Here is a 13,403-nt window from a genome sequence, read left to right as displayed (position 1 = left end):
GGTAGCCGAAATGACACAACAAATAGCAGTATTTACTAACGTCGGCGAACGTACCAATGTGACCGGTTCAGCCATGTTCAAGCGATTGATCATGGAAGAAGATTACGAAACCGCCCTTAATGTTGCCCGTGAACAAGTCGAAAATGGTGCACAGATCATTGATATCAACATGGATGAAGCCATGTTGGATTCAAAAGCCGCGATGGTGAAGTTTCTGAACTTGATTGCCTCTGAGCCAGATATTTCTAAAGTACCGATCATGATCGACTCATCAAAATGGGAAGTTATTGAAGCCGGCTTAAAATGTATTCAAGGCAAGGCGATTGTAAACTCAATTTCACTGAAAGAAGGTGAAGAGCCTTTTATTCGTCAGGCAAAGTTAATTAAACGTTTTGGTGCTGCTGCAGTCGTCATGGCGTTTGACACCGACGGACAAGCAGAAACCGCAGATCGTAAATTTGAAATTTGTGAGCGGAGTTACCGTATTCTAGTGGACGAGATTGGTTTTCCACCAGAAGACATTATCTTCGACCCGAATATATTTGCAGTAGCAACCGGGATTGAAGAGCACGACAACTATGCTGTTGAATTTATTGAAGGCACGCGCCGAATAAAGCAAAACCTACCGTACTGTAAAGTGTCGGGCGGGGTGTCAAACGTGTCGTTCTCGTTCCGTGGTAACAACCCCGTACGTGAAGCGATCCACTCAGTATTTTTATACCATGCCATTAAAGCGGGCATGGATATGGGGATTGTGAATGCAGGCCAGTTGGCTGTGTATGACGATATTCCGGCTGAGCTTAGAAAAGCCGTTGAAGACGTTATACTGAATACCGACCCCGGTGCGGGTGAGCGCCTTGTAGAGCTGGCTCCAAAATACTCAGGGATGGCGCAAGCTGAGCGAGTTGAAGATTTAGAGTGGCGTACATGGTCCGTTGAAAAGCGCCTAGAACATGCGCTTGTAAAAGGCATTACTGAGTATATCGACGAAGACACTGAAGAGTGCCGAGCTGCAGCTGATAAGCCTATTCATGTGATTGAAGGCCCGCTGATGGATGGCATGAATGTGGTGGGTGATTTATTTGGTGCAGGTAAAATGTTCTTACCGCAGGTGGTTAAATCGGCGCGCGTAATGAAACGCGCAGTGGCTTACCTAGACCCCTATATCGAAGCAGAAAAAGAAGAAGGTGCCACGAACGGTAAAGTGGTTATGGCGACCGTTAAAGGCGATGTACATGATATTGGTAAAAACATTGTTGGCGTAGTACTGCAATGTAATAACTACGACGTGATCGATTTAGGTGTGATGGTGCCTGCGGAAAAAATTCTACAAACCGCGATTGACGAAAAAGCCGATATTATCGGTTTATCAGGCCTTATTACGCCCTCATTAGATGAAATGGTGCATGTTGCTAAAGAAATGACTCGTCGTGGTTTCGACTTACCCTTATTAATTGGGGGTGCTACTACCTCGAAAGCCCATACCGCAGTGAAAATTGAGCCACAGTACGATAAAGGTGTGGTGTATGTAAATAATGCCAGTCGTGCTGTTGGTGTGGTCTCTAACCTATTGTCTAAAGAGTTAAAACCTGCGTTTTTAGAAAAAACCAAAGCGGAGTACGAAAAAGTACGTGAACAGCAATCGCGTAAAAAACCACGCTCGAAGCCTGTCACCATTCAACGTGCTCGCGATAATGCCGCACAACTTGACTGGGATAACTACACCCCACCCGTGCCTAAAAAGCTCGGAGTGACAGAGTTTAAAAATGTGTCGATTGCCACGTTAAGACAGTACATCGATTGGACACCGTATTTCATGACATGGTCAATCGCAGGGAAGTATCCGCGTATTCTTAACGATGAAATTGTGGGTGAGCAAGCGCAAAGCTTATTTGCTGATGCCAATGCGATGCTTGACGATTTAGAACAGTCAGGTGCGCTACAACCACTGGGCGTGATTGGTTTATTCCCGGCAAACCGAGTGGGTGATGACATTGAAATTTACACCGATGAAACGCGTACAGACGTGTTAACAACCTCGTGCCATCTGCGTCAGCAAACAGAAAAAACCGATTTTGCGAATTATTGTTTAGCGGATTACATCGCCCCCAAAGGAGTCCCCGACTACTTTGGTGCCTTTGCCGTAACCGGAGGGCTTGAAGAAGACGACCTTGCTGATGCCTTCGATGCGAAACAAGATGACTATAACAAAATTATGGTTAAAGCCGTTGCAGACCGTTTAGCAGAGGCTTTTGCGGAATATTTGCATGAGCAGGTACGTAAAGAGTATTGGGGCTATGCAAGCGATGAAAACTTATCGAATGATGAGCTTATTCGCGAAAATTACCAAGGTATTCGTCCTGCACCGGGTTACCCTGCGTGCCCTGAGCACACAGAGAAAAAGAAAATCTGGCAGCTACTCGATACTGAAAATCGCATAGGTATGAAGTTGACGAGCTCTTACGCAATGTGGCCGGGAGCGGCGGTGTCTGGTTGGTATTTTTCTCACCCGGATTCTAAATACTATGCCGTGGCGCAGATTCAAAAAGATCAGGTTGAAGACTACGCTAAGCGCACCAACATGACGCTTGAAGAAGCAGAGCGCTGGTTATCGCCTAATTTAGGCTATGAGCCAGAGTAAAAAGCAATAACGTGCTATTCAAAAGCACCGTAAGTACTTAACTTACGGTGCTTTTTTGTTTTTATTTAAGGTAAATTGCATTTCTACCTCCGTTAAAACGCGCTTTAAAATCATACTTTCTTCCTTTTAATCAGCATTTAGCATGTGAAATGAGGCCAATATCCTTCAAATTTAAATATTTGTGTTAAAGTTATTAGTGTAAAGCAAGGAAATTAGGGTAAAGGTGTGATTGATTCAAGCAGCGCAAGTGACAAAGATAAAGCGCTATTTTTACGCGTATTTGCATTTATTGGTGCCATTACTTCTTTTGTAATGTCGGTTACAAGCTACCAAGATGGCTACATAACGCTCAGTTTTTTACTGGTTATTGGCGGCTTTGTTTTTGTATCGCCCTTTGTCCTTAAAAATCGCGACCGTGCTATTGCTGTGTTAATGCTTTATGCCTTGTACTCGATGATGTGCTTTTTGATTGTGTCGGGTGGTAATAATGGAACTGGGCCTTTGTGGTTATTTATTGTATCGCCTGTTACCTTTTTTATACGAGGTTTAAAACGCGGCGCATTTGACTTAATCATACTGGCTATTGTGATTTCAGTGCTGTTTTACTTCACCGATAAGCTTGGGTATTACAGCTATCCGAATCATTATTTTACGACCCGTGTCATGCTGTGTTTTTCGATTCTTTGTATTCTTGGTGGTTTCTACGAGTATTACCGTAATAAGTACAGTCGAGAGCTTATTGAGCAACTAAAAATAAATCAAAAATTAGCCCGTATTGATGCCATGACCGATTTGTTTAATCGCCGTTATGCTACTGAATGCTTGCAAGATGCGCGTTTTAACGAAGGGGCTGTCTTTTTGTTGATTGATGTAGATAACTTTAAACAAGTGAATGACACCTATGGTCATCAAATTGGTGATGATGTGCTCACTTTCATTGCTTCAATCCTCAAAAGTGTGAGTGGCGAAGAAGACATTGTTGCTCGCTGGGGCGGAGAAGAGTTCCTTATTGTGACCCCGCAAGGACATGAGCGTAGAGCAAGACAATTAGCTGAAAACATTCACCAGCAATTGGCGCAACATGCATTCCAACAAGGGGTTCATAATTTTAAAGTGACGCTGAGCATAGGGCTTCATCAGCGGGCTTCTAACGAGAGCATTGATCACTGTTTAAGTGTGGCAGATAAGTGTTTATACCTTGCTAAATCACACGGTAAAAACCAAACCGTTGCTGAGCTAGATAGTGAAACACATTCACCTGCTTAGGTAATAAAAAACCGCCAAAATGAAGTGACCCCCAATAGTTGGACATTCCAATTACTGGGGGTCTTTTTATGTGCAAAATTAGTGACTATTTTCAAAGTCACTGACTTCGCTCTCAGCTTCTTCTTTCGATTTGCCGTATTTTTGTTGGATTTTACCAACAAGCTCTTTACGGCTACCTTCAATTTTATCTAAATCGCCATCGGTAAGTTCACCCCATTTACGTTGTGCTTTACCTTTTAACTCTTTCCAATTGCCTTCTAAACGATCGCTGTTCATCATAATCTCCTTACTTTGTTAAACATTCACTTTAATAAAAGCAATCGTTATGCCATTCATGGTTTATATATAACCAACTGAATTACATCGTTTTTATTATTATGATTAGACATAGAGTGTTACATGCCTGCAATTTGTACTGGGTTTTAAGGAAAACCTTGTAATTCTTTCATTCAATGAGAGGCTGTTCATCGTTTTTTGATACAATGGGCAAAAAGAAAGTAAGAGATGCCAGACGTGCTGCCAGTTGAAGATATTTATCAATCCCTGCTAACAACAATAAAAAATAACCCTATGGCCTTATTACAAGCACCACCGGGCGCAGGTAAATCAACATGGCTGCCACTCACATTAATGCGTGAAGGGCACTTTAAACACATTGTCATGTTAGAGCCAAGACGTCTGGCTGCACGTAATATTGCCCAGTATTTGGCGAGCCAACAAAACGAAAAAGTCGGTGAAAGTGTCGGTTTGCGTATTCGAGGGGAGTCAAAAGTGAGCCCCGCCACTCGGCTTGAGATTGTCACCGAAGGTATGCTGACCCGTATGCTGCAAAACGATCCTGAGCTAAGTGGCGTTGATTTACTTATTTTTGATGAGTTTCATGAGCGTTCAATTGCTGCAGATACCGCGCTTGCCTTTGCCCTTGAAACGCAAGCGGCATTGAGAGACGACTTAACAATATTACTGATGTCGGCCACCTTAGACGGTGAGCGGTACAGTGAGTTTTTTGACTGCCCAATAATATCCTCTGAAGGGCGAAGTTACCCGATTGATGAAGTGTATATTCCACTCAAAGACGAAAGCCGATGGCTCGATGGTATACCCGCAATTATTAAACAAGCGCTCAATGAGCAAGCTGGCAGCGCATTAGTTTTTTTACCCGGACAGCGCGAAATATTACGGGTGCAGCAAGCACTAAGCGACCTTGCAGATCAGTGCGAGGTGTTTACTTTATTTGGTGAACAAAACAAAGCAGAACAACAAGCTGCAATCGCCCCTGCAACGAAAGGGAAGCGTAAAGTTGTGTTGACCACCAATGTAGCTGAAACCAGTTTAACCATCGAAGGTATACGTATTGTAATTGACAGTGGTAAGCGCCGTGCAGCCAGCTTTAATTTAAAAACCGGTGTTACAGAGCTTATAACGCAAAATATTTCGCGCTCATCGGCGGTGCAGCGAGCCGGTCGCGCAGGGCGTATTGAACCGGGCGTGGTGTATCGCTTAGGGAGTAAGCAAACCTTTGAGCGTCGCAATAATCACGACGCACCTGAAATTCTCACCAGTGATATTAGCCAGTTATTACTTGAGGCAAAGCAATGGGGCGCTTCACTTGAAGAGCTAAGCCTGCTTGATGTACCAAGCACGCAACAAATTAAGCAAGCAACAGCGCTGTTGAAAATGCTGGAAGCCATAGATGAAAATGACAAGCTGACACCGCTTGGCAGTCAAATGCTCAGCTTTGGTGCCGATATTCGGTTGTCACATATGCTGATTAAAGCACAAAAATTACAAGTAACGATGCCAGGCATATATGAGCTAGCGGCGTATTTAATCGCCTTACTCGAAAGCCGCATAACGATGCCTGCCGATCTTAATTTGGCGCTGCATAGCCAGCATACAAAGCCGCATCCCGTGTTTAAACAGCAATTAAACTATTGGTTATCACGTTTGCAATTGAAAGCAGCCTTTGAGCTTAAAACGCAATACCTTGCCTTGCTGGTGGCGTTTGCATTTCCTGACCGATTGGCGAAAAAACGCGGTAATGGTTACTTACTTGCTAATGGCGCAGGTGCTGATTTAAGTGAAGAGTTTTGGCATAACGATGACTACATTGCCATTGCCAGCATGGGCGGCCATAAAGGGAGTCGCGTATTTGCTGGCGTGGCGTTTGTGCCCAGTGAACTTGAAGATGAACTCGGCCATTTATTCACATCGCAGACGCGATGTGAATACGACGAAAAAACAGGACGTTTCATCCATCAAGATGAAGTAAAACTAGGGGCTATCACAGTATCAAGTCAGCCAAGTAAACAGCCGCTTGATAAAGCTCAGCGCACTCAAGCGTGGTTAAACTTATTTAGCAAGCATGGTTTTCAGTTATTTAATGAGCAAACTGACAATGAACAGTTACTCACTCGTATGAGTTTGGCAAGCACGCTGTTGCCAGAGTCATTTCCGACCATTAATCGAGACGAACTACGTGCACATAGCCAATGGTTAGCGCCTTACCTGAGTGATATTAAAAATCTTGAGCAGTTAAAAAAGTTTAATTACGGCGAAGCACTAAAAAATTGTTTTGATTGGCAGCAACAAAGTGCATTAAATGAGTTACTGCCATTGCGTTTAACTGTGCCAAGTGGCTCTAATGTAAGAATTACCTACCAGCTCGATGGCCCTGCAAAGCTGAGTGTGCGTATGCAAGAAGTGTATGGCATGACCAGCACACCTTTGCTTGCACAAGGTAAGTTACCGTTATTAATGGAGCTTTTATCACCTGCAAAACGGCCTCTGCAGCTTACTCAAGATTTAGCGAATTTTTGGCAAACCAGTTACCGCGACGTACAAAAAGAGATGAAAGGGCGTTACCCAAAACACTTTTGGCCAGACAACCCAGCTACGAGCCAAGCAACAAATAAAGTAAAAAGTAAAATGTGAAGTAAATAGCAAGCCAAGCGAGTAGCGGGGCTTTATAGTGACCCATCTAATTAAGTTTGCCATGGTCATAACCCGTTACAATTTCCTGCATTGTATAGGTTTCGTTTTTACTGTCTCTTTAGTAGTCTGATAAGGTCAATAGCAAAAGAGAATGCCAGTGTCTACGCCTATAACCCTAGCTCAATACGTTAAAAAACGCACCGGTGTGCCGCTGGGGCATAAAGACTCGATGCGTAATATGCTGAGTCGTTCGTTAGGTGCAAGTTCGTTTTATTTATTTTGGCGTTATTGGAATCCCATTTGGAGCTACTACTTATCGCGCTACGTGATGAAACCCAGTAATGAGGTGCTGCCAGTTTGGTGTGCTGTACTGGTAACCTTTGCCGTTAGCGGCGCTTTACATGATTTAGCGGTGAGTATAGTAAAGTTAAAACCGGTGTTCTTTTTTACTCCCTGGTTTAGTGTCATGGCTGTGGTGGTGCTTATTACTCAATTTAGTCAATTACAGTTTAGCTTTGCCCCCTGGTGGGTAAGGGCGCTCGCCAACATTAGTTTTGTGGTGCTGAGCTATTGGTTGACGAGCTTACTGTTTTAAATGCTTTAAATATAATGTGGTTATTTTAATACTCAGCCGCAGTGTCTTTAACTAAGTAATTGCTAATTACAGTCTTTGTCGTTATTTTAGGTTTAAGATTAATAGAATAACGAACAAGGAATAACAATGAAGCATCTTTATTTTTTAGCTATTTGCCTGCTTAGCGCATTTAGCAGCCAAGCAAAGCAAGCTAACCCGGAGCTCGCAGCGCTGGCACAGCAATACTTTAATACCATGGTCGCAACGCAAGCGCCTAACGCCACTAAAAAAGAATTAGAGGCCTTTTTAGCTTTATTAACAGACGATGTAGCAAACCAACATTTACCTTATCAAACTGATGATTCAAGAGAGCCAGATGGTAAAGCGATGATGCGCAAAGGGATGACTTTTTACCTTGGTGCACACACTGAATATCAAGCCAACTTACTAGATACCTTCATTTTTAATGACTCAGCCATTGCGTTGCGTTACACCCATCACGCAAAAGGTATCCACCCGCAAAATCAGCAAGCCATTGAGTACACGCAAACCATCATGGATGTACTCGAAATAGAAAATGGCAAGGTAGCCGTTATTCGAAAATACCATGAATGATCTTAGCTGTACTTTTAACGTATCGTGAGCGCTTGAATAAGCGCTTTTTTAATAAAAACAGCCCGCAAAAAATAACCTCCGTTTCCTACTTATTTGCCTAAATTCATACTTTTTAGACTTTATTTTGCATAAATTTAAAACTTTTTTATATCTCGAATAATAAACTGAATAACAGAGGCTTAGCTAAACTTTAGTGGAACGGTTTTCGGGTGTTTACAATTTGTCAACCTTGAATTGGCAAATTGATTACCTTACCATTTATTTTAATTGAACGTTCAATCAATAAAAAATTATGCCGAAAGTTGGAATGGAACCTGTTCGCCGTCAGCAGTTAATTGACGCCACAATTGAGTCGGTTGCAGAGCTTGGTTTGCAAGGCACCACCATAAATAGCATTAGTAAAAAGGCCGGCTTATCGTCGGGCATTATCAGTCATTATTTTGGTGGTAAGCAGGGCTTGATTGAAGCCACTGTGCGTTATTTATTGTCGAGCTTAAAGAGTGCTTTATTGAATCGAGTAACGCAACAAACCAGCCCTGAGCAACGACTGATGTTTATCGTTGAAGCAAACTTTTCGCGTACTCAGCAGCAAAGCAATAACACCAAAACCTGGTTGAGCTTTTGGGCGCATTCAATGCACGACGCTCAATTGCATCGCTTACAAAACGTTAATAGTAAACGTTTGTTTAGTAATTTATTGAGCTCATTCAAACAGTTAATGAGCGATAGCGATGCTAATTTAGCTGCTGAGTTAAGTGCAGCCATGATCGATGGTTTATGGTTAAGAGCCGTATTAAGTAAGTCAGACCAAGATCAATTTGAACATTGTGAGCAATTAGTAAAAGACTACATTCGTTCACTAATAAAACAGTATGGAGCCTAAAATGACCACACCTGTTTACGAAAATTTTATAAATGGCCACTTTTTGAAGAATCAAAGTGGCGATACCTTTGCGGTAAAGAACCCAGCGACAGACGAGGTGATTTATCACGTTGAAGTGGCCGATGAGTTTATTCAAAACGCCGCTATTGAAAGTGCGAAGCAAGGCTTTGCTGCTTGGTCTGCAATGACCCCGATTGAGCGTAGTCGCATTTTATTAAAAGCGGTGTCTATTTTGCGTGAACGTAATGATGAACTAGCAAAAGTTGAAGTGCTTGATACGGGTAAACCATGGCAAGAAGCTGAGTGTGTTGATGTAGAAACTGGCGCAGACGTGATTGAGTATTTTGCTGGTCTTGCGCCTGCTCAAGTAGGTCAGCAGCAAATGGTCGGTAATGACTTTTATTACACGCGTAAAGAACCTTTAGGTATTTGTGCGGGCATTGGCGCATGGAACTACCCACTGCAAATTGCGTGTTGGAAATCAGGCCCCGCACTCGCTGCAGGTAATGCGGTGATTTTTAAACCATCAGAAGAAACCCCACTGGGTGCCATTAAACTTGCTGAAATATTTATCGAAGCAGGTGTACCAGCAGGTGTATTCAATGTTGTACAAGGGGCTGGTGAAGTAGGTCAATGGCTAACAGCAAACCCAGACATCGAAAAAGTGTCGTTTACGGGTGAAGTAGGCACAGGTAAAAAAGTGATGGCAAGTGCTGCGGGTTCACTAAAAGACGTGACCATGGAGCTTGGCGGTAAGTCACCGCTGTTAGTGTTTGATGATGCAGATGTTTCACAAGCGGTAAGTGCCGCAATGCTAGGTAACTTTTATACTCAAGGCGAAGTTTGTACTAACTGTACACGAATTTATGTGCACAAAAATGTGTATCAGCAGTTTATTGATGAGCTGAAAACACGCACTGAGCAAAATATTATTGCTGGCGACCCAATGGATCCTGAGGTGAATTTAGGGGCGCTGATCTCTAAAAAACACCAAGAGTTGGTGCTTAGCTATATCGATAAAGGTATTTCAGAAGGGGCGACGTTATTAACCGGTGGTAAGGCTTTATCACCTGCCTCAGCACCGAACGGCTATTTTGTAGAACCGACCATTTTCGTTGATTGTAAAGACGACATGACCATTGTTAAAGAAGAAATCTTTGGTCCGGTAATGAGCGTATTAGTCTTTGATGACGAAGACGATGTGATTCGCCGTGCGAACGATACTCACCTCGGTTTAGCTGCGGGCGTGTTTACGAAAGATATTCAACGTGCCCACCGTGTTATTCACCAATTACAAGCGGGTATTTGTTGGATTAATAGCTATGGTAACTCACCAGCAGAAATGCCTGTAGGCGGTTATAAGCAATCGGGCATTGGTCGCGAAAACGGCATTGAAACACTTGAACACTACACCCAAACAAAATCGATTTACGTGGGTATGAGCAATATAGAGAGTCCATTTTAATGAGTACACAGAACTATGATTACATCATAGTCGGTGCAGGCTCAGCAGGCTGCGTGTTGGCTAACCGACTATCAGCAGACCCTTCAAACAAGGTGTTATTACTTGAAACGGGTGGTAGCGATAAAAGCATCTTTATTAAGATGCCTACAGCGCTGTCAATTCCAATGAATACTGATAAATATGCATGGCAGTTTCACACTGAGCCAGAGCCTTATTTAGATAACCGCCAAATGCACTGTCCTCGCGGGAAAGTTTTAGGTGGTTCGTCATCTATTAACGGCATGGTGTATGTCCGAGGCCATGCAAAAGATTTTGATGAGTGGCAGCAGCATGGCGCTGAAGGTTGGGATTACCAAGCCTGTTTGCCTTACTTTAAACGCGCTGAATCGTTTTATTTAGGGGGAGATAGTTACCGTGGTGATAACGGCCCATTAGGGGTTAATAACGGTAATGAAATGGCGAACCCTTTATACAAAGCGTTTATCAAAGCGGGCCAACAAGCAGGGTATGCTCACACCGATGATTATAACGGTGCACAGCAAGAAGGTTTTGGGCCAATGCACATGACTGTGAAAAATGGTGTGCGCAGTTCGGCAAGTCGTGAGTATTTAGACCCCGTTAAGTCACGTAAAAACTTAACCGTGGTAACCGGCGCATTAGCTGAAAAAGTATTGCTTGAAGGTAAAAAAGCAACGGGTGTTGAATTTTCTTTATCGGGTACTAGACAGCAAGCGTTTGCCACAAAAGACGTTATTTTAAGTGCCGGTCCAATTGGCTCGCCGCATATTCTTCAGTTGTCTGGTATTGGCGATAAAGAGGCACTCGCTAAAGCGGGTGTAGAGGTTAAACACCACTTACCAGGTGTGGGCAAAAACTTACAAGATCATTTGGAGTTTTACTTTCAATATAAGTGTAAGCAGCCAATTACTTTAAATGGCAAGTTAGGGCTTATTTCGAAAGGCTTAATTGGGGCGCGTTGGTTATTAAACCGCTCAGGTTTAGGGGCGACGAACCACTTTGAATCGTGTGCGTTTATTCGCTCAAAACCCGGTGTCGAATGGCCAGATATTCAATATCACTTTTTACCAGCAGCGATTCGTTACGATGGTAAAAGTGCTTTTGATGGGCATGGCTTCCAAGTGCATGTTGGTCATAACAAACCTAAAAGCCGTGGTGAGGTGACGATTAAGTCGGCTGATCCTAGGGTTGCACCTAAAATACAATTTAATTATTTACAACACAAAGATGACATTGAAGGCTTTAGAGCTTGCGTGCGCTTAACTCGAGAAATCATTGAACAAAGCGCTTTTGATGCGTATCGCGATGATGAAATTCAACCGGGTAAAAATGTGCAAAGCGACGAAGAAATCGATGCATTTGTTCGTCAAGCGGTCGAAAGTGCTTATCATCCTTCGTGTTCGTGCAAGATGGGTGAAGACGAGATGGCAGTTGTTAACTCGCAAACTCAAGTACACGGCATTGAAGGTTTAAGGGTCGTGGATTCGTCTATCTTCCCAACCGTTCCAAACGGAAATTTAAATGCGCCTACCATTATGGTGGCAGAAAAAGCGGCAGATCTAATTTTAGGTAAGCCTTTATTAACGGCATCAAGCGCAGATGTTGCTATGGAAAAACAATGGCAATCAACGCAGCGTAGTTCGGAGATTTAATAAGGCCACCCGCAGTGTCGGCTGTGGGGCTTGCAGTGGCGCGCATCATAAGTTGTTTATGATGCGTTAATGCGAGGGAAAAAAATGGGAGAAACAATGAAGTATTATTACTTATTTTGGGGGGGTAACTATGACCTTATGGCTTAGTGCTGGCATCATTTTTACCCTATTAGCAATTGCGGTTATTTTATTTAAATGGGGTACTGTAAGGTGTGTAGGTGTCACACCGGTGAGAACATTTACGTTCATAGCAATTTTATTTACATCAGGCCTAGACGTTGGCTTGATTATGTTTCCACTGACAGAGTTTGCAGGTTATGCAGACATAAAAGCAAGCCCAGAGTATGCGTTTGCCAATCCATTAGCCATTGAGTTTGGTTTTTGGGGCTTCTTGATCTGGGGATTTTATTTCCTTACGTGCTTTTATTTCTGTGTAATAGAACCCAAAGTGAAGTTTTTTGAAATCGCTTGGGTAAAACTAATTAATAACATCGTTATTATTGGTACATGCGCATTTACTGCATTTTTACTACTGTCGAACTTACCGTGGTATTTACCTTCATTAGGTGATGGTGAGTCAATTATTCCGACTTTCTACTTACTGGTGTTTGCAGCAATCTGTTTTGCGGTGTACTCAAGTACTGACATTAAATATGTGCGCTTTTTAAGTATTTCTACAACGTGGTTATTTATCGCATTAATTGCGTTTATGTGGGTCGGTGCATTTGTTGGCTCTGAAGCGCAAACATCAGCATTTGTTGATAACTTAGCGTTAATAGGTGGCTATTTTGGCAACATCGATGAGTTTGTATTACCCCTAAATGATTACCATGCTTTTTATCTATTTTGGTGGTTTGCGTGGAGTATTATGATTGGTCAATTTACGTCACGTTTTGTAGGTGGTTTAAAAACCTATCAAGTACTCGCTGCAATGTTAATTTTTCCGTCTATTCCTATTGCTATTTGGTTTAGTGTTTTATACCAGTACCACGAAGCGGGTATTGCCACTGCGGGCCTTAAAAACATAGCGATGGTATTTGTTGGTGTGGTGTTTGTGATTAACTCACTCGATTCTTTGATCCGTTTATACACAGATAATCTAAACTTAACGGTGAAGCGTTTAGGCAAACTTAATTATATTGCCTTAAATGTGGTTGCGCTTTCATTACTGACTCTGCTGTTTAAGTTCGACTTTTTACAGATCCAATGGGTTGGTGCGTTAGTTATCGCGTTATTTTTCGGCTGCGCCGTGTTTATTGGCTATAGCAAATATAAAACCGTGAAAAACATCGAAGGCTCGCCAAAAGACAACAAATTAGATTTTACAAAAATAGAAACAGTTAGCTAAGGGAAAC

10 protein-coding genes are annotated in these 13,403 nt (G+C 42.6%); 9 read left to right on the top strand and 1 reads right to left on the bottom strand.

Annotated features, from left to right (window positions below):
- Positions 1 to 10: 10 nt before the first annotated feature.
- Positions 11 to 2,641, top strand: coding sequence for a methionine synthase (gene metH, locus LPA49_RS03265; protein ID WP_180311040.1), 2,631 nt, complete (start codon positions 11 to 13; stop codon positions 2,639 to 2,641).
- A gap of 225 nt (positions 2,642 to 2,866) precedes the next feature.
- The gene (locus LPA49_RS22350) at positions 2,867 to 3,907 is read left to right on the top strand and encodes a GGDEF domain-containing protein (RefSeq protein WP_180311039.1); all 1,041 of its coding nucleotides are present in this window, start codon (positions 2,867 to 2,869) and stop codon (positions 3,905 to 3,907) included.
- A 78-nt stretch (positions 3,908 to 3,985) separates the two neighbouring features.
- Here the strand turns inward: LPA49_RS22350 and LPA49_RS03255 are convergent, their stop codons facing one another.
- The gene (locus LPA49_RS03255) at positions 3,986 to 4,183 is read right to left on the bottom strand and encodes a CsbD family protein (protein ID WP_036966535.1); all 198 of its coding nucleotides are present in this window, start codon (positions 4,181 to 4,183) and stop codon (positions 3,986 to 3,988) included.
- A gap of 237 nt (positions 4,184 to 4,420) precedes the next feature.
- Here LPA49_RS03255 and hrpB point away from each other — a divergent pair, with 237 nt between their 5' ends.
- The 7 genes from hrpB (at position 4,421) to LPA49_RS03220 (ending at position 13,396) form a co-directional block, all read left to right on the top strand.
- Positions 4,421 to 6,841, top strand: coding sequence for an ATP-dependent helicase HrpB (hrpB, locus tag LPA49_RS03250; RefSeq protein ID WP_180311648.1), 2,421 nt, complete (start codon positions 4,421 to 4,423; stop codon positions 6,839 to 6,841).
- Between the two features lie 157 nt (positions 6,842 to 6,998).
- Positions 6,999 to 7,436, top strand: coding sequence for an acyltransferase (locus LPA49_RS03245; protein ID WP_075594449.1), 438 nt, complete (start codon positions 6,999 to 7,001; stop codon positions 7,434 to 7,436).
- Positions 7,437 to 7,562: 126 nt separating this feature from the next.
- Entirely contained in the window at positions 7,563 to 8,030 is a 468-nt protein-coding gene (locus tag LPA49_RS03240) for a nuclear transport factor 2 family protein (RefSeq protein WP_075594438.1), read from the top strand.
- Positions 8,031 to 8,322: 292 nt separating this feature from the next.
- A complete protein-coding gene (gene betI, locus LPA49_RS03235) occupies positions 8,323 to 8,913 on the top strand; it encodes a transcriptional regulator BetI (RefSeq protein ID WP_036966541.1) in 591 nt (196 codons plus the stop codon).
- A gap of 1 nt (position 8,914) precedes the next feature.
- Positions 8,915 to 10,378: a betaine-aldehyde dehydrogenase gene (gene betB, locus LPA49_RS03230; RefSeq protein WP_075594439.1), complete on the top strand. Its 1,464-nt coding sequence runs from the start codon at positions 8,915 to 8,917 to the stop codon at positions 10,376 to 10,378.
- On the top strand, positions 10,378 to 12,048 hold the full coding sequence (gene betA / locus LPA49_RS03225; protein ID WP_180311038.1) for a choline dehydrogenase: 1,671 nt from the start codon (positions 10,378 to 10,380) through the stop codon (positions 12,046 to 12,048). Before betB ends, betA begins: the two co-directional genes overlap by 1 nt.
- A 130-nt stretch (positions 12,049 to 12,178) precedes the next feature.
- Positions 12,179 to 13,396 carry a choline transporter gene (locus LPA49_RS03220; protein WP_075594441.1) on the top strand — a complete coding sequence of 406 codons (1,218 nt, stop codon included), beginning with the start codon at positions 12,179 to 12,181 and terminating at the stop codon, positions 13,394 to 13,396.
- Positions 13,397 to 13,403: the final 7 nt, after the last annotated feature.

Source organism: Pseudoalteromonas sp. MB41 (genome assembly GCF_020966275.1).
Classification (GTDB): domain Bacteria; phylum Pseudomonadota; class Gammaproteobacteria; order Enterobacterales; family Alteromonadaceae; genus Pseudoalteromonas; species Pseudoalteromonas lipolytica.
This window is presented reverse-complemented; position numbering and strand designations above follow the sequence as displayed.